The sequence below is a fragment of the Parahoeflea alexandrii genome (genome assembly GCF_024105735.1).
GTDB classification, from domain to species: Bacteria; Pseudomonadota; Alphaproteobacteria; order Rhizobiales; family Rhizobiaceae; genus Hoeflea; species Hoeflea alexandrii.
In genome coordinates this window covers 319318-334758 of record NZ_JAAAML010000002.1, presented here as the reverse complement: position 1 = coordinate 334758, position 15441 = coordinate 319318, and the positions used below count along the sequence as shown (strand labels likewise).

The following is a 15441-nucleotide window of genomic DNA, read 5'->3' as shown; positions in this document are numbered from 1 at the left end:
GTTATTGCCATGTTGGGATTGGTGCTGCCGGCTGTAGCGGAGCCGCAGTTCGGGCTGCCGCTCAACTGCCCGTCGGACTCGATCTGTCCGATTCAGCAATTTGTCGATGTCGATGCCGGTTCCGATGCACGGGACCCCTGGTGCGGGACACAGACCTATGACGGGCACAAGGGAACCGATTTCCGGGTGTTGTCGATGCAGGAGGTCAAGACGGGTGTCGAAGTCGTGGCCATGGCCGATGGCGTGGTCAAGGCCAGGCGGGACGGCATGGCCGACCGGCTGGTGTCGAGCGCCGAGGACCGGGAGGCGATCAGCTCCCGCGAGTGCGGCAATGGCCTTGTCCTTGATCATGGCAACGGCCTTGAAACCCAGTATTGTCATTTGCGGCAGGGTTCACTGAAGCCCGCGTCCGGAGCGAAGGTGGCCAAGGGCCAGGTACTCGGTCTCGTGGGCGCCTCCGGAATGGCGGCCTTCCCCCATGTCCACGTCACGCTGCGCCGCAATGGCAAGGTAATCGACCCGTTTACCGGTCTTGGTATCGGCGATGCCTGTTCCGCCGAGGCTGCGGGTTCGGCCGCAGGTGGCTGGCTGGATGCGGAAGCGGCATCCGTGCTCGGCGAACCCGGGCTGCCCACGGTGCTGGCGGCCGGATTCTTCGACGGGCCGGTTGATGACGGGCAACTCGTGCGGACAGGTGTTCCGGCACCACCCGACAGAAGTGCTCAGGCGCTTGTGGGCTACATCTGGGTCATCAATCTTCGGAAGGGTGACAGGGTGTCATTGCGCATCGAGAGGGACGGCGAGATTTTCGCCCGACAGACGACTGAACCGCTGGATCGTTCCAAGGCGGTCTACGTGGCCTATGCGGGCAAGAAGGGTGCTCCGGCGCCCGGGCGCTACCGGCTTGAGGCCGGTGTTGTCCGGCAGGGAGAAACCATCCTCGTCAGAAATGCCGAGTTGCAGTTCAGGTAGCAGGCCGCGCGTTTCAGATCTTGCCCAGCGCGATCACCGCATTGGTGCCGCCAAAGGCGAACGCGTTCGAAAGGGTGATGTCGACCTTCTTCTCGCGCGCCACATTCGGCGTGACGTCAAGATCGCAAACCGGGTCGGGGGTCGCGTAGTTGATGGTCGGCGGAATCACGCCCTCGCGGATCGCGTTGACGCAGGCAATCATCTCGATCGCGCTCGATGCGCCAAGGCAATGGCCGTGCATCGACTTGGTCGAGGACACTGATACGGTTTTCGCGGTCGGGCCAAAGACATCATGGATAACCCTGGCTTCAGTCTGGTCATTGGCCTGGGTGGCGGTTCCATGGGCATTGATGTAGTCGACCTGATCGGCGGATATGCCGGCGTCGGCGAGGCAGTTTCGGATTGCGGTGGCCGGGCCCTCGACTGTCGGGTTGACGATGTCGGAGGCGTCTCCGGACATGCCGACACCGATGACTTCAGCCAGGATGTTGGCGCCGCGGGCCCTGGCGTGCTCGTAGGACTCCAGCACCGCGATTGCGGCGCCATCGCCAAGCAGCAATCCGTCGCGATCGGCGGAGAAAGGCCGGCAAACCGAGCGTGCAAGCACACGCAGCGCTTCCCAGGCCTTGAGCGGCCCGTAGACCAGGGCCGTTTCCGTTCCGCCGGCGAGCATCACGTCTGCTCTCCCCAGCCGGATCTGGTCCACGGCTGACGCGAAAGCATGATTTCCAGATGCGCAGGCTGAACTCACACCGAAGACCGGACCCTGCAGTCCCATGGCGATGGACACCTGGCCGGACGGCGCGCTGGGCATGGCGCGGGGAACGGTGAATATGTTGGTGCGTCTTTTTCCTTCGAGGAAAATGTCGACATAACTCTGGTCGACCGCATCGGCCCCGTACACACCGACGCCGACAATGCAGCCGGCACGGTGGGAATCGAAACCACCTGCTTCCAGACCCGAATGCTGCATGGCCTGGCGGGCCGCAATCACCGCGATCCGGCTGTTGGCGCCCATGGTGACGCTCTGGCGCTTGTCAATTCCATCGTCTTCCGGGTAGTCGACGATGCTGCATCCGACATTGACCTTGAGATCACGGACATCGAAATCCAGCGGCCGGGCTCCGTCCCGTCCCTGCTTCATGCCTTCCCAGATCGTCTCGGCATTGCCGCCCAGGGCGCAGATACCGCCCAGTCCCGTTATGACAACGCGCCGCCTGTCCATGGTCAGGTCTTGGCCGCGACAAGGGCTTTGACGACATCGGCGATGTCGCCGACGGTCTTGAGTGACTCCCAGGCTTCGGCCGTGTTCATGTCAATCTCGATGTCGTACTTGTCTTCGATGTCCATGACGACCTCGGTGAGTACGAGCGAGTCGATCTCCAGCTCGGCCAATTCCGTTTCACGGGTGATCTCGCCTGCTTCGGTCTCTGCCGCCGGGGCGATAATGGCGATGATGGATGCTTCAACATCACTGGACATGGACATTCCCTTCTATGCGCGCAAACGCACCACAAACCACTGCGCCCGACAGCTGGGTGTCAACAGACGGACTAGAGCCAAGGATGATTGTCCGATGCCCTGGTTTCATAGCTATCGATGGCGCTTGCCTTCTCGAGAGTCAATCCGATGTCGTCCAGGCCGTTAAGCAGGCAATGCTTCTTGAAGGCATCGATATCAAACTTGATGACGCCGCCATCCGGGCCGCGGATTTCCTGTTCTTCGAGACCGATGGAGACCGTGGCGTTGGCGCCGCGACGGGCGTCATCCATCAGCTTGTCGAGGTCTTCCTGGCTGACGACGATCGGCAGAATGCCGTTCTTGAAACAATTGTTGTAGAAGATGTCGGCGAAACTGGTGGAGATCACGCAGCGGATGCCGAAATCGAGCAGCGCCCAAGGGGCATGCTCGCGCGACGAGCCGCAGCCGAAATTGTCGCCGGCGATGAGGATGGATGCATTACGCCATGCGGGCTGATTGAGTACGAAATCCGGGTTTTCCGAGCCGTCCTCATTGTAGCGCGCTTCCGCGAACAGACCCTTTCCAAGACCGGTACGCTTGATCGTCTTGAGATAATCCTTGGGGATGATCATGTCGGTGTCGATGTTGACAACCGGAAGAGGTGCGGCAACGCCGGTGAGGCGGGAGAATTTTTCCATGGCTTGCTGATCCTGTCTGTCTGTGCCGGAGCATTTAACAAACAAAGACCCGAAAAAGAAGAGGCTTGCCGACACTTAACCGCCAGAAGGCGGTTGCAAGCGGCGGCAGCGTTGCGAACTACATGTCGATAATGGTGCCGCGGCCGTCATTCCAGACCCTGTAGTCGGTTCTGGCCCTGTCGCGGTTGCCGGAAGTGCTTGCCTTTGCCATGGCAGGCTGGAGCCGTCCGGTCAGACGTGCAAGGACGATCGTGCCTGCTGCGAGGGTACCAATAACAAGCGCCAAGGCAACGCCTGCAAAGGCAGCGACCACCAGGCCCAATCCGGTCAAGACTGCGAGAATGTTTCTCATAACCATGTTCCTTTGTTGTTATCGATCATGTGGGGATCGGTAGCGCGGCGTTCAATAGTGCGCTGCAGTCTGCCGGTATTCATGGATGCCTGGAGCCCGCATCAAGCTTGCGGAAGAAACCGGGGCCCTTGCATGGCGGTCGCGTCAAAGGCAATAAGGCGTGATGACCCAGACATCACCCTTCCGGCCCGTGCGGCCTCGCCGTTCGGCGCTGTATCTGCCGGCAAACAATGCCCGCGCCCTTGAAAAACTGCCACAGCTGGCCTGTGACAGCGCCGTCATTGACCTTGAAGATTCGGTCGCGCCCGGCGCCAAGGACGAAGCCCGCGAGAGCCTGCGGCGATTTTTCAGGGACGGACGGGCTGCGGCGTTGCCTGATGGCGTGGAGACGGTGATCCGGATCAATTCCCTGTCATCACCATGGGGTGCGGAGGATCTGCTTGCGGCGCGTGGCTGCAAGCCGGGCGCGATTCTGATCCCGAAAGTGGAAACGCCTGAAGACATCATCGCGGTGGAAGACGCGCTTGAGCAGACCGATGCGGCTTTGTCATTGCGGCTGTGGGCAATGATCGAAACCCCGCGCGGGGTCATGAACGCGGGCCACATCGCGCGCACGGCACGGTCCGACGGCGCGCGGCTGGATTGTTTGATTACCGGAACCAATGACCTCATGAAGGAAACCGGCGTCGCCTCGTTGCCGGGGCGGCCATGGCTGTCATCGTGGCTGATGCAGATCGTGCTTGCGGCGCGGGCCTATGGCCTCGACGTTCTTGACGGCGTTTACAATGATTTCCGGGACGAGGCCGGGCTCAAGCGCGAATGCGACGAGGGTCGGGCCATGGGGTTTGACGGCAAGACGCTGATCCATCCGGCGCAGATCGGACCGGCCAACCAGGCCTTCGGCATCCCGGCCGGGCAGCTTGCCGAGGCAAAGGCGATCGCAGAGGCTTTCAGTCTGCCTGAAAACCAGGATCGGGGCGTTATCAGCCTCGACGGCAAGATGGTCGAACGGCTGCATCTGGAGATGGCCGAACGGCTGATTGAAAAGGCGGCGCGGATTGCCGCGCGCCATGACGGAGACCACACGACATGAAACTCTATCGTTTTCTCACCGGACCAGACGACAGTGCCTTCTGCCACAAGGTCAGCCTCGCCCTCTCGAAGGGCTGGCAATTGCATGGCTCGCCCTCGCTGTCCTTCAACGCGGCAACCGGCCTGATGCATTGCGGCCAGGCGGTGACAAAGGAGGTCGAGGGAAAGGCCTATGATCCTGACATGAAACTTGGAGACCAGTAAGCTTGACCGACCTCCTGACACCTGCCGCCGTGGCGGAATTGACCGTTCTGCGCCACGATCTTCATCGCAGACCGGAACTTTCCGGCGAAGAGGGGCAGACAGCTGCCCGGATTGTTGCCGAACTCGAACGCCATGGCCCTGACGAGATCCTGACGGATCTGGGCACGCACGGAGTCGCGGCGGTTTATAACAGTGGCGCTGCGGGTCCGACCGTGCTGTTCCGGTGTGAGTTGGACGGGTTGCCGATCACCGAGATCTCGCGCTTCGCCTGGCGCTCGGAGATCGACGGCAAGGGGCATCTGTGCGGACATGACGGCCACATGGCGATCATGTGCGGCCTGGCCGTGCAACTGGCTGCCAACCGGCCGGTACGCGGCCGCGTGGTGCTGCTCTTCCAGCCGGCGGAGGAAACCGGGGCGGGTGCCGCGGACGTGATCGCAGATCCGCGCTTCGAACTGATCCGCCCGGATTATGCCTTCGCGCTTCATAACCTGCCCGGGTTGCCGCTGGGATCGGTCGGGGTCCGGTCCGGTCCGTTCACATTTGCCTCCGAGGGGTTGGCCATCCGGTTGACCGGCCGGACGTCACATGCGGCCCAGCCCGAGGCCGGGGTCAGCCCGGCGGCGGTGATGGCAAGGCTGGTCGAGACCCTGCCGGCGCTGCCGGAGACACTGGGTCACTCCGCCGGCCATTCGCTGGTCACCCTTTCGCATGCGCGGGTTGGCGAGGCGGCCTTCGGGATCTCGCCCGGTGAAGCCGATGTCTGGGTCACGATCCGGGCCATTGATGACGAGTTGCAGGCTGACCTTATCAATCTGGCGGAGGAGCTGGCTCGACGGCTGGCGGAAGCCGGCGGCCTGGGCGTCGAATTCTCCCGCCACGAGAATTTTGCCGCCGGTCACAATGACGCGGCAGCGGTGGCTCATATCGAATCTGCGGCAGAGCTGCTGGGGACCGCCCGTGTCGAGGTTGGCGATCCGTTTCGCTGGTCGGAAGATTTCGGACGTTTTGGCAGTGTCGCCAAGACCGGCCTGTTCGTGCTCGGCTCGGGAGAAGATCACCCAAGGCTGCACAATCCCGATTTCGATTTCCCGGACGCCCTGATTCCGATTGGAACAAGGCTGTTCGAGCAGATTGCCCGTGATCTTTGCGGCGGAGCGCGGTCATAGGCTCCCCGGAGCCCGTCGCCAGCGCGTGAAATCCGTCACAAAACAAGTGAGAGTGTTAAGTGAGGCCGGACCCGGTCTCAGGGAACGCCGGCCTCGATGCGTTCCATGTCTTCATCGGACAGGCCGAAGTGATGGCCGATCTCGTGAATGAGGACGTGGGTTATGATGTCGCCCAGGGTTTCATCATTCTCGGCCCAGTAATCAAGGATCGGCCGACGGTAGAGCAGAACCCGGTTGGCCAGTTCGCCGGTCTCGATGGTGAACCGTTCGGTCAGGCCGCGACCCTCGAACAGGCCGAGCAGATCGAATGGCGTTTCCAGCCCCATGTCCTCGAAGATGTCGTCATCGGGGAAATCCGCGACGATGATAGCCACGTTGCCCGTGTGGGCCCGGAACCCGTCGGGCAGCTTGGCATAGGCATCTATCGCCAGGGATTCGAACTCGGCAAGTGACGGTGCATGCCTGTCCCGCCAATCGCCCGTTTGATCAACCCTCGCCATGAAACTTCCTTTGCCCGACTAGCCGCTTTCAGGGCCTCACCAGGCCAGTATTGTGCATATAAGTGAAAAGCACTGCTTTTTCGAGAGCAGCAGTTCACAAGCAGAATTCATCGCCTCGGGATGTAGCGGTCTGAAAGGCCGCGGATGATCTCGATCAGAACAGCGGTGAAGACGCCGAAGGCGAGCAGGCCGTTGACCGAGACGAAGCCCGACAGAATGCGCCAGCTGTGTTCGACAACGACATCGCCGTAACCGACCGTGGTGAAGGAGACCATCGAGAAATAAACCGCTTCCTCGAGCGTCGGGAAGACGCCGAGGAAATGGAACAGGATCGCCCAGAGCCAGACGCATACGGTGTTGGCAAGAAGCACGAGGATGACGGCGCTCGATAGCAGCCTGAAAAACTGCCAGATCCCGGGACGGCGATCCGTATAATTGGCTTCCGCCCTGCGGACCAGCCGGATGGTTACAAGGACAAACGCGATCATGACGGCGGTGGACGCCAGGATGGTGAGGGTGCCGATGATAAGCTCGGAGATCATGGATTTTCTGCTCGGTGACGGGGAAATCGGATGCGGCGGCGGGCAAGGAACCACCTGTTCCACAGGAACAGGGATGCCTGAGGCCAAGATGTCCATCAGGTTGGTCCGATTTCATTATCCACTCATGATAGGGTTGCCACGTTGATGCGGATCAAACGCGACGCACTTCCGTTTTGAGATTTTTCAGGCCTGGGACTTTGGTGTCTCGGCATGCGCGGCCGAAAGAAAGTCTTGCGAATATCAGGCAAGCCGATCTGCAGCCAAGGGATACCCAAACGGCACCTGACCGAACTCTGATGGACCAGCTTCATGACCTTTGAGATTTGGAGAAACTGGAGCGGGCGAGGCGATTCGAACGCCCGACCCCAACCTTGGCAAGGTTGTGCTCTACCCCTGAGCTACGCCCGCTCATCACCATGTCCGTGGGGAACCCGGACCGGTTGTCCAGACGCTTCCGGCCCGGACCGGCGCTATATGGCGCAACCTGCTTTCAAATGCAACAGGGAATTTTCAGTCAAATGCACTATATCGCAACTTGCCTGCATTGGCGTGTCGTGCGCCCGTCCTGAGCCCGACCGTCACCCCGCCGACAAGCCCGGAATAGGGCGGGCATTGCGCCGATTTGCCGGGTTGCCTATCAAGGGGGCGAAATCGGGCCGGAATCCTGCGAAATGAAACCTGGCCGCGGATTCAACGTCGCCCATCTGACTACATTTTTCAGCGAGAGTGTATTCCATGCCCAAGACCCGCCAAGATCTCCTCGATTGCCTCGATGCTCTTGAGATCGCGTATTCGACAGTTGATCATGCACCTGTGTTCACGGTCGCCGAATCACAGTCTCTGCGCGACGAGATCCCGGGTGGGCACACGAAAAACCTCTTTCTCAAGGACAAGAAAGGCGCCTACTTCCTGGTCACACTCGAAGAAAATGCCGAAGTGAACCTGAAGACGATCCACACGCTGATCGGGGCCAGCGGGCGGGTGTCGTTCGGCAAACCGGAAGCACTGATGGAGAAGCTTGGTGTGGCGCCTGGCTCGGTCACAATCTTCTGCGCGATCAATGATCCCGACCACGAAGTGACAATCGTCATTGACGCGCCGCTGCTCGACAACGAGGTTATCAATGCTCATCCCCTGAGCAACGATGCGACCACATCGATCGGGCGGGATGACCTCAAGCGCTTTCTGGCCCATACCGGCCACGAACCGATGATCTTGAAAGTTTCGGTCTAAATCACGATTTTGAACACAGATATCTTACAGCAGGCACGGAATCAGACCCATGAGTGACTTCGACAATCCCTATGCGCCGGCATCCGGCGGCCAGATGAGCGGCACGGTGACGTTCGGCGATTCCGCGAAACCGGCCGGTGCACCCGCCGGTGGTGTGGCTGGAGCCGCGGATCTGATCTCTGACACCACCACCGCTGACTTCACCGCCGACGTGATCAAGGCGTCGCAGGATGTTACGGTTCTGGTTGATTTCTGGGCACCATGGTGCGGACCCTGCAAGCAGCTCACCCCGATCATCGAAAAGGTGGTGCGGGAAGCAAACGGCCGGGTCAGGCTGGTCAAGCTCAACATCGATGATCACCCGGCAATTCCGGGACAGATGGGCATTCAGTCGATCCCCGCCGTGGTCGCCTTTTCGGGCGGCAAGCCGGTGGATGGCTTCATGGGCGCGCTGCCGGAAAGCCAGATTCGCGAGTTCATCGACAAGGTGGCCGGCCCGCCGGCGAAATCCTCGGCCGAAGAGCAGGTTGAACAGATTCTGGCACAGTCGCGAGAGGCGTTCACCTCGGGCGATGTGGAAACCGCTGCACGCGGGTTTGGCGCCATCCTGCAAGTGGACCAGGGCCATGTCGGCGCGATTGCCGGGATGGCCGGCTGCATGCTGGCGGCGGGCGAGTTTGACCGGGCCGAAAAACTGCTCAATGCCATTCCTGCCGAAGACCGCAAGGATCCGGAAGTTGCTGCCGTGTTCAAGCGGGTGGAAATGGCGCGCGAAGTCGCCGAACTGGGTGATCCGGTCGAGCTGGAATCGCGCCTTGCGTCCAATCCCGACGATCACGAGGCACGGCTGAAGTTTGCCAAGATCCTCAATGCCCAGGGCTACCGGGAAGCAGCGGCTGACGAGCTGTTCGCGATCATGCGCAAGGACCGGGCCTGGGAAGACGAAGCGGCGCGCAAGACGCTGCTGGAGTTTTTTGAAGCCTGGGGTCCCGTCGATCCGGCAACGCTTTCGGCCCGGCGGCAGCTTTCCTCGCTGCTGTTTTCCTGAGCGTCTGATTTCGCGGCAGACCCTTGAGATTTTAAAGGTTTGCCCCACATTCCGGTGTGTAATGAACGTTGAGGCTTAATGGCATGCAGGTCGGGAACAAATCCTATCGGCTCGAAGCGGATATTCCGGAACAAGTTCCGGTTTTTCCGCTGTCCGGTGCGCTGTTGCTGCCGGGGTCGCAGTTACCACTGAATATCTTCGAACCGCGCTATCTTTCGATGTTTGATGACGCGATGAGTTCGCACCGGCTGATCGGGGTGATTCAACCGGCGATGGCCGAGGCGGAGTCCTGCAAGGGTCCTGTCGAGGACCTGTGCCGTGTCGGTTGCCTGGGGCGGATTACCTCGTTTGCGGAGACCGGAGACGGCCGCTACGTCATCACCCTGGGCGGTGTCTGCCGGTTCCGGGTGGGCGGCGAAGTGGAGAAGGGCCGCAAGCCTTACCGGACCTGCCGGATTTCGCCCTTCCTGGGTGATCTTGAAGCCGGCGATGAAGGCGCGGAAGTCGACAGGAAGGCGCTGCTCGAAAGCTTCAAGGCCTATCTGGACGCCAATGACCTCGAGGCCGACTGGAACTCCGTCGAGCGGGCCAGCACACAGACGCTGGTCAATTCGCTGTCGATGATGTCGCCCTACGGGCCGGCGGAAAAGCAGGCGCTGCTGGAAGCGGACAATCTCAGGGTTCGGGCGGAAACGCTGATTGCGATTACCGAGATTGCCCTTGCGCGCGATTCAGAGGATTATGGACGCGTTCTGCAATAGGCGTGCTGCGTGCCAATGACCGACCAGGTTCAGCCGGAAAAGAATCCCCGAGCAAGGGGCGCTGTCGACATCAAGATGCTCGAGCTTCTGGTGTGTCCGCTGACCTACGGGCCGCTGGAATTCGACGCCGAACGGGAAGAGCTGGTCTCCGCCCGCGCAAGGCTGGCCTACCCGGTGCGCGACGGCATCCCGATCATGCTGGTTTCCGAAGCTCGGCAACTTCCCGACGAGGAATGAGACCCCACGACGTCTTCCCGGCGGCGGGCGGCGCTTGACGGGACCATTTGATCGCTCGATTATAAGTCAGCCGACCAAATCAGAAAGGCGGGCTTGTGGCGAAAAAGGGCGACCAAAGGCGGGAAGCGATCGTGGCCGCGGCAGCGCGACTGTTCTGGGTAAACGGCTTTTCCGCAACCAGCATTGCCGACATTGCCCGCGCCGCCGGGGTGCCGCAGGGCAACATGTTCTATTATTTTCGCTCCAAGGCGGAACTGGCGTTGGCGGTGGCTGATGTTTTTGTCAGTGAAACCCAATCCCTGACCCTCGAAGCAGAGACCGCATCGCCGGATCCGCGTGAGCGTATCCGGTTCCTGCTGCACAGGCTTGGACAGTCCAACCGCAGCCGGGTTGAAAACGGATGCCCGATAAGCGCGGCGGTCAGGGATTTTCGCCGGTCGGCTCCGGATGCATCGGCGCGGGCCGGTCAAAGCTTCGAACTGCTTGTGAGTTTCATTGCCCGGGAGCTGCAGAAAACAGGCCCGCGTCCATCTATTGCGATGGCCCGTGCCCGTGCCGTTGTCATCGAATGGCAAGGCGGAATCACCTTGGCCCACGCTTTCAACGACATGACTGTGCTGATGGAAAGCCTGCGCCGCGCCGAACAAAGCCTGCAGATCGCGCCGCAATCGGGGATTTGAAGATCACTTGAGACGCTGCGGCGGTCAGATTGTCTCGCCGCGCAGCAGCCGCGGGCCCGAAGCATCGGGAATGCCTGCGGCCTGGTTGATGAAATAGCGTTTCATCGCCGGCATACGGTCGACGAGCCCGAGGCCGAAATCCCTGATCAGCCGCAACGGCGTGATGTCGTTTGAGAACATCCGCGTCAGGATATCGCTGGTGACCCCCATGCGCACCGTGTCGAAGCGGCGCCAGGTCTGGTAGCGCTCCAGTACGGTCAGCGAGCCGATATCCAGACCGAGACGGTTTGCCTCGACGACCGTTTCAGCCAGGGCCGCGACATCGCGGAAGCCGAGATTGAGGCCCTGGCCCGCGACCGGATGGATGCCGTGCGCGGCATCGCCGGCGAGCGCCAGCCGCGGCCGGACGAATTCCCGCGCGAGCGTCAATCCGAGCGGGAAAGCCCGGCGTCCACCTTCGACCGTCAGTGCTCCGAGATGATGGCCGAAGCGGCGCTCGAGCTCGGCCTCAAAGACAAAATCGTCTTCGGCAACGAGCCGGTTGGCATCCTCGGTCCGTTCGGTCCAGACCAGCGACGAGCGGTTTCCGCTGAGCGGCAGGATGGCAAAGGGACCGGAGGGCAGGAAATGCTCCTCGGCGCGGCCATTGTGCGGGCGTTCATGGGCGACCATTGTGACAATGCCCGACTGGCCATATTCCCAGCGCTGGGTCTTGATGCCGGCCATCTCGCGCAGGCTGGACTTGACCCCGTCGGCAGCGATCACGAGTTTTGCGGCGAATGTCCGGCCATCAGCGGTTTCGACACGGGCGTCGCGCTCGCTGATGTCGAGGGCCGATGCGGCGGCTGACTGGTGGATCGCCACGCCGATCTCTGCCGCCCTTTCGCGAAGGGCAGCAACCATGGCAACGTTCGGCGCCATGTGGGCGAAGGGCTCGCCATCCTCGATTGCGCCGTCGAAGGTCAGAAACACCGGACGGACAGGGTCGGAGGTGCGCGAATCGGTGATGATCATGTCATTGATGGCTTGCGTCTCGGCTTCGATGTCCTTCCAGACATCAAGCGTTGTCAGCAGGCGCCTTGCGCCGGCGGCGATCGCCGAGGCGCGCTGGTCCTTGCGCCATACCTCGGGCGGCGCGGCGTCGATCACGGCAACATCCAGCGACGGCGCCGCAAGTTTCAGGGCCACTGCAGCCGAAAGACCGACATAGCCGCCGCCGCATACCAGAATATCGAGGGTCGTGGTGGTCATCGCATGTTCCTTCCCGAGGTCCGCATCTGCCGGCAGACAGCGCGCGCTGCCCTTCATTCGTGCCCTATATGAAAGCCGCGGTCTTTGCAGCAGCCTCATGACACCGTATACCGCATTGTCATCTTACAGCCCACCTCTGCGAGAAAACCAAAATGTCGCGCACAGCTCCCACCGCCATGGAACAATTGCTCTCAAGTCTCGACATTGAACGGCTTGAGCAGGACCTGTTCCGCGGAACAAGTCCGCAGGTCGGATGGCAGCGCGTCTTTGGCGGCCAGGTGATCGGCCAGGCGCTGGTGGCGGCGCAGCGGACCATTACGGCTGACAGGCCGGTTCACTCGCTGCATGCCTATTTCATGCGTCCCGGCGATCCCGCCGCTCCGATCATCTACGAGGTCGACCGGATCCGTGACGGCCTGAGCTTCGCGACCCGCTCGGTGGTGGCGATCCAGCACGGAAAGGCGATCTTCTCGCTTTCGGCCTCGTTCCAGAAGGCCGAGGAGGGGCTCGAGTACCAGGACCCGATCCCCGCCGTTGCGCAGCCGCAGGATCTGCCGGGCAAGGAGGAGATGCGCGAAGCCTTCCTTGCCGGTGCGCCCGATCATATCCGCAGCTACTGGGAGCGGGAGCGTCCGATCGAGGTGCGGCCGCTGTCGCTGGAGCACTATATTTCCGACCAGAAACTCGAGCCGCAGCAGAAGGTCTGGGTCAGGACCACAGGTCCGGTGCCGGATGACCACATCATCCAGGCGGCGATCCTCGCCTATCTGTCGGACATGACGCTTCTCGACACGGCGCTGTTTGCGCATGGCCGCTCGGTGTTTGACCGCGAGCTGCAGGTCGCCAGCCTGGACCACGCGATGTGGTTCCACCGGCCCTCGAAACTGGATGACTGGTTGCTCTACAGCATGGATTCGCCCAACACCAATGGCGCCCGCGGCTTCACACGCGGCAGTCTTTACCAGCGCGACGGCAGGCTGATTGCCTCGGTCGCGCAGGAAGGATTGATTCGAGATCGGGCAAAAGCCTAAAATATAGGCATTTGTTAACTTTTGCCTAATTTGTGATCTTCGACTGTGCGGCGCGGCGCACGCCTGAATCATTCCGCTGAATATTCCATCATTTTTTCAACAGGTTGCCGGTTTTTTTCGAAACTGGCACGGCTTTTGATTCCTTGGGGTCAGGCGGACGATCCGACGGGTGTCGGGTTGTCTGTCAGGAGAGGCGGCATGGCCGCGGACAACAAGGATGGGAAACCAGATGAAAATTGTGATGGCCATCATCAAGCCGTTCAAGCTGGACGAGGTGCGTGAAGCATTGACGGCTATCGGCATTCAGGGCCTGACCGTCAGCGAAGTCAAAGGCTACGGCAGACAGAAGGGGCACACGGAGATCTACCGCGGCACGGAATACGCGGTGAGCTTTCTTCCGAAACTGAAGATCGAGATCGCGATTGCGTCGGATGCGGTGGACAAGGCGGTCGAAGCGATCGCGACGTCAGCCAAGACCGGCCAGATCGGCGACGGCAAGATCTTCGTTTACTCGATTGACCAGGCCATGCGTATCCGCACCGGCGAAACCGACGCCGACGCGTTGTAAGGCAACAGGAGACCTAACCCATGACACTTCAGATGTCACACACATCCCCGCTTCGGATCGGGCTGTTGGCAGCGGGCGCACTCGCCGCTTTCGCTGTTCCAGCTTTCGCCCAGGAAGCAACCGAAGCCGCCGCGGCGCCGGAATTCGCCACGGCCGCCGAAACGGCCTTCATCTTCAACACGCTCCTGTTCCTCATCGGCGGTTTTCTCGTCATGTGGATGGCCGCCGGCTTTGCCATGCTGGAAGCAGGTCTGGTGCGTTCCAAGAACGTCTCGATGCAGTGCCTCAAGAACATTGCTCTCTATTCGATTGCCGGCCTGATGTTCTGGATCATCGGCTATTCGCTGATGTACACCAACGTCAACGGTGGCTATTTCGGCACGCCGATGCCTTACAGCTGGCCTGACGCCGGCAGTGCCAACGAAGGCGACTACTCGGTTGCTTCCGACTGGTTCTTCCAGATGGTGTTCTGCGCCACCACAGCATCGATCGTCTCGGGCACTCTGGCCGAGCGCATCAAGCTGTGGCCGTTCCTGATCTTCACTGCAATCCTGACCGGCGTGCTCTATCCGATCACCGGTTCCTGGCAGTGGGGCGCAGGCTGGCTCAGCGAAGCAGGCTTCTCCGACTTCGCCGGTTCGACGCTGGTTCATTCGGTCGGTGGCTGGGCCGCTCTCGCCGGCGCCATCATCCTCGGCGCACGCAAGGGCAAATACGGAGCGGACGGCAAGGTCACCCCGATGCCGGGTTCGTCGATGGCGCTTGCCACGCTCGGAACCTTCATCCTGTGGCTCGGCTGGTTCGGCTTCAACGGCGCATCGCAGCTGGCCCTCGGGTCGAACGGTGACGCATCCGACATCAGCCGGATCTTTGCCAACACCAATCTCGCAGCCTGTGGCGGCGTGGTCGCGGCGATGATCCTCACCCAGATCATGTACAAGAAGGTCGACGTCACCATGGCGCTCAACGGCGCTCTCGCCGGCCTGGTCTCGATCACCGCCGAGCCTCTGATGCCTTCGCCGCTGACGGCGATCATCATCGGCGCCGTCGGTGGTGTGATCGTGGTGTTTGCCGTGCCGATGCTCGACAAGTTCAAGATCGACGACGTGGTCGGCGCCATCCCGGTTCACCTTCTTGCCGGTATCTGGGGCACCTTCATCGTACCGTTCTCCAACCCGGACATGTCCTACGGCACCCAGATCCTGGGTATCGTCTCGATCGGCGTGTTCACCTTCGTGGTGTCGGGCGTGATCTGGCTGATCCTGAAATCGACCGTCGGCATCCGCGCCACGGAAGAGCAGGAAATGATGGGCATGGACATGGCGGAAGTCGGTGTCGAAGCCTATCCGGAATTCACCAAGGGCTGATTGTCCTTGTCATGAAATCCCGTCGGGATGGAGTTCCATCCCACCTTTGGGGCCCGGTTTTTCCGGGCCCTTTTTTGTATCGACAGACCCCGTTCAGAAGCCTGGCTGGCCAGGCGCGGCATTGGCGCGCAAAGCGGCAGTGCTGAATAAAACATCATAAACCCCGATGTTTGTGCACAATAATTCGACATCTTGCCACCCTGCAGGGCTGTCTGCCCGTCTGAAAGGCTTGGTTTCCGGCACATTGCCGTTTGGCACGGCACTTGATTGGGAAT

19 protein-coding genes and 1 tRNA gene are annotated in these 15441 nt (G+C 61.1%); 12 read left to right on the top strand and 8 right to left on the bottom strand.

All coding sequences use genetic code 11. From position 1 onward, the window contains the following. Positions 1-9 precede the first annotated feature (9 nt). Positions 10-972 carry a M23 family metallopeptidase gene (locus GTW23_RS11395; RefSeq protein ID WP_252915862.1) on the top strand — a complete coding sequence of 321 codons (963 nt, stop codon included), beginning with the start codon at positions 10-12 and terminating at the stop codon, positions 970-972. A 13-nt stretch (positions 973-985) separates the two neighbouring features. Here GTW23_RS11395 and GTW23_RS11390 read toward each other — a convergent pair whose 3' ends face one another. From GTW23_RS11390 to GTW23_RS11375, 4 genes are all read right to left on the bottom strand, one after another. After that, positions 986-2197 (bottom strand): beta-ketoacyl-[acyl-carrier-protein] synthase family protein, encoded by a 1212-nt coding sequence (locus GTW23_RS11390; protein WP_152011080.1) that lies wholly within the window; start codon positions 2195-2197, stop codon positions 986-988. Between the two features lie 2 nt (positions 2198-2199). Further along, positions 2200-2454 carry an acyl carrier protein gene (locus GTW23_RS11385; RefSeq protein WP_152011081.1) on the bottom strand — a complete coding sequence of 85 codons (255 nt, stop codon included), beginning with the start codon at positions 2452-2454 and terminating at the stop codon, positions 2200-2202. 71 nt (positions 2455-2525) lie between these two features. Beyond that, positions 2526-3131, bottom strand: coding sequence for a 3-isopropylmalate dehydratase small subunit (gene leuD / locus GTW23_RS11380; RefSeq protein WP_252915861.1), 606 nt, complete (start codon positions 3129-3131; stop codon positions 2526-2528). Between the two features lie 118 nt (positions 3132-3249). Next, complete coding sequence (locus GTW23_RS11375; RefSeq protein WP_152011083.1) at positions 3250-3483, bottom strand: hypothetical protein; 234 nt, start codon at positions 3481-3483, stop codon at positions 3250-3252. Positions 3484-3646: 163 nt separating this feature from the next. Between GTW23_RS11375 and GTW23_RS11370 the strand changes: the two genes are divergently transcribed. From GTW23_RS11370 to GTW23_RS11360, 3 genes are read left to right on the top strand one after another with little or no spacing between them, the layout of a single operon-like run. Beyond that, complete coding sequence (locus tag GTW23_RS11370) at positions 3647-4576, top strand: HpcH/HpaI aldolase/citrate lyase family protein (RefSeq protein ID WP_252915860.1); 930 nt, start codon at positions 3647-3649, stop codon at positions 4574-4576. Beyond that, complete coding sequence (locus tag GTW23_RS11365) at positions 4573-4779, top strand: DUF1737 domain-containing protein (protein ID WP_152011085.1); 207 nt, start codon at positions 4573-4575, stop codon at positions 4777-4779. The genes GTW23_RS11370 and GTW23_RS11365 overlap by 4 nt, the downstream gene beginning before the upstream one ends. 2 nt (positions 4780-4781) lie before the next feature. Continuing rightward, positions 4782-5948 carry an amidohydrolase gene (locus GTW23_RS11360; RefSeq protein ID WP_252915859.1) on the top strand — a complete coding sequence of 389 codons (1167 nt, stop codon included), beginning with the start codon at positions 4782-4784 and terminating at the stop codon, positions 5946-5948. Positions 5949-6025: 77 nt separating this feature from the next. Here the strand turns inward: GTW23_RS11360 and GTW23_RS11355 are convergent, their stop codons facing one another. The 3 genes from GTW23_RS11355 to GTW23_RS11345 form a co-directional block, all read right to left on the bottom strand. Beyond that, positions 6026-6448 (bottom strand): metallopeptidase family protein, encoded by a 423-nt coding sequence (locus tag GTW23_RS11355; protein ID WP_152011086.1) that lies wholly within the window; start codon positions 6446-6448, stop codon positions 6026-6028. Between the two features lie 107 nt (positions 6449-6555). Further along, positions 6556-6990, bottom strand: a complete 435-nt coding sequence (locus tag GTW23_RS11350; RefSeq protein WP_193217392.1) for a potassium channel family protein — start codon at positions 6988-6990, stop codon at positions 6556-6558. Between the two features lie 333 nt (positions 6991-7323). Further along, positions 7324-7398: transfer RNA gene (locus GTW23_RS11345), tRNA-Gly, on the bottom strand. A gap of 327 nt (positions 7399-7725) precedes the next feature. On the opposite strand from GTW23_RS11345, the gene GTW23_RS11340 reads away from it, so the two are divergent. The 5 genes from GTW23_RS11340 to GTW23_RS11320 all read left to right on the top strand — a co-directional run bounded on the left by GTW23_RS11340 (position 7726) and on the right by GTW23_RS11320 (position 10949). Further along, positions 7726-8223 (top strand): prolyl-tRNA synthetase associated domain-containing protein, encoded by a 498-nt coding sequence (locus GTW23_RS11340; protein WP_252915857.1) that lies wholly within the window; start codon positions 7726-7728, stop codon positions 8221-8223. Positions 8224-8272: 49 nt separating this feature from the next. Continuing rightward, complete coding sequence (trxA, locus tag GTW23_RS11335; protein ID WP_252915855.1) at positions 8273-9271, top strand: thioredoxin; 999 nt, start codon at positions 8273-8275, stop codon at positions 9269-9271. Between the two features lie 83 nt (positions 9272-9354). Continuing rightward, positions 9355-10032 (top strand): LON peptidase substrate-binding domain-containing protein, encoded by a 678-nt coding sequence (locus GTW23_RS11330; RefSeq protein ID WP_252915854.1) that lies wholly within the window; start codon positions 9355-9357, stop codon positions 10030-10032. A gap of 15 nt (positions 10033-10047) precedes the next feature. Continuing rightward, entirely contained in the window at positions 10048-10269 is a 222-nt protein-coding gene (locus tag GTW23_RS11325; RefSeq protein WP_252915853.1) for a Trm112 family protein, read from the top strand. Between the two features lie 131 nt (positions 10270-10400). After that, positions 10401-10949 (top strand): TetR/AcrR family transcriptional regulator, encoded by a 549-nt coding sequence (locus GTW23_RS11320; RefSeq protein ID WP_252915852.1) that lies wholly within the window; start codon positions 10401-10403, stop codon positions 10947-10949. Between the two features lie 24 nt (positions 10950-10973). Here the strand turns inward: GTW23_RS11320 and GTW23_RS11315 are convergent, their stop codons facing one another. Beyond that, positions 10974-12200 carry a ubiquinone biosynthesis hydroxylase gene (locus GTW23_RS11315; protein WP_252915851.1) on the bottom strand — a complete coding sequence of 409 codons (1227 nt, stop codon included), beginning with the start codon at positions 12198-12200 and terminating at the stop codon, positions 10974-10976. 152 nt (positions 12201-12352) lie between these two features. Here GTW23_RS11315 and tesB point away from each other — a divergent pair, with 152 nt between their 5' ends. From tesB to GTW23_RS11300, 3 genes are all read left to right on the top strand, one after another. After that, entirely contained in the window at positions 12353-13231 is an 879-nt protein-coding gene (gene tesB, locus GTW23_RS11310; protein WP_152011094.1) for an acyl-CoA thioesterase II, read from the top strand. Positions 13232-13448: 217 nt separating this feature from the next. Continuing rightward, on the top strand, positions 13449-13799 hold the full coding sequence (locus GTW23_RS11305; protein WP_193217393.1) for a P-II family nitrogen regulator: 351 nt from the start codon (positions 13449-13451) through the stop codon (positions 13797-13799). A 20-nt stretch (positions 13800-13819) separates the two neighbouring features. After that, the gene (locus GTW23_RS11300) at positions 13820-15166 is read left to right on the top strand and encodes an ammonium transporter (protein ID WP_210385812.1); all 1347 of its coding nucleotides are present in this window, start codon (positions 13820-13822) and stop codon (positions 15164-15166) included. Positions 15167-15441 lie beyond the last annotated feature (275 nt).

Coding starts and splice junctions, on each gene's coding strand:
- GTW23_RS11395 (WP_252915862.1), top strand. CDS start 10: ATGTTGGGATTGGTGCTGCCGGCTGTAGCGGAGCCGCAGTTCGGGCTG.
- GTW23_RS11390 (WP_152011080.1), bottom strand. CDS start 2,197: ATGGACAGGCGGCGCGTTGTCATAACGGGACTGGGCGGTATCTGCGCC.
- GTW23_RS11385 (WP_152011081.1), bottom strand. CDS start 2,454: ATGTCCAGTGATGTTGAAGCATCCATCATCGCCATTATCGCCCCGGCG.
- leuD (WP_252915861.1), bottom strand. CDS start 3,131: ATGGAAAAATTCTCCCGCCTCACCGGCGTTGCCGCACCTCTTCCGGTT.
- GTW23_RS11375 (WP_152011083.1), bottom strand. CDS start 3,483: ATGAGAAACATTCTCGCAGTCTTGACCGGATTGGGCCTGGTGGTCGCT.
- GTW23_RS11370 (WP_252915860.1), top strand. CDS start 3,647: ATGACCCAGACATCACCCTTCCGGCCCGTGCGGCCTCGCCGTTCGGCG.
- GTW23_RS11365 (WP_152011085.1), top strand. CDS start 4,573: ATGAAACTCTATCGTTTTCTCACCGGACCAGACGACAGTGCCTTCTGC.
- GTW23_RS11355 (WP_152011086.1), bottom strand. CDS start 6,448: ATGGCGAGGGTTGATCAAACGGGCGATTGGCGGGACAGGCATGCACCG.
- GTW23_RS11350 (WP_193217392.1), bottom strand. CDS start 6,990: ATGATCTCCGAGCTTATCATCGGCACCCTCACCATCCTGGCGTCCACC.
- GTW23_RS11340 (WP_252915857.1), top strand. CDS start 7,726: ATGCCCAAGACCCGCCAAGATCTCCTCGATTGCCTCGATGCTCTTGAG.
- trxA (WP_252915855.1), top strand. CDS start 8,273: ATGAGTGACTTCGACAATCCCTATGCGCCGGCATCCGGCGGCCAGATG.
- GTW23_RS11330 (WP_252915854.1), top strand. CDS start 9,355: ATGCAGGTCGGGAACAAATCCTATCGGCTCGAAGCGGATATTCCGGAA.
- GTW23_RS11325 (WP_252915853.1), top strand. CDS start 10,048: ATGACCGACCAGGTTCAGCCGGAAAAGAATCCCCGAGCAAGGGGCGCT.
- GTW23_RS11315 (WP_252915851.1), bottom strand. CDS start 12,200: ATGACCACCACGACCCTCGATATTCTGGTATGCGGCGGCGGCTATGTC.
- tesB (WP_152011094.1), top strand. CDS start 12,353: ATGTCGCGCACAGCTCCCACCGCCATGGAACAATTGCTCTCAAGTCTC.
- GTW23_RS11305 (WP_193217393.1), top strand. CDS start 13,449: ATGGGAAACCAGATGAAAATTGTGATGGCCATCATCAAGCCGTTCAAG.
- GTW23_RS11300 (WP_210385812.1), top strand. CDS start 13,820: ATGACACTTCAGATGTCACACACATCCCCGCTTCGGATCGGGCTGTTG.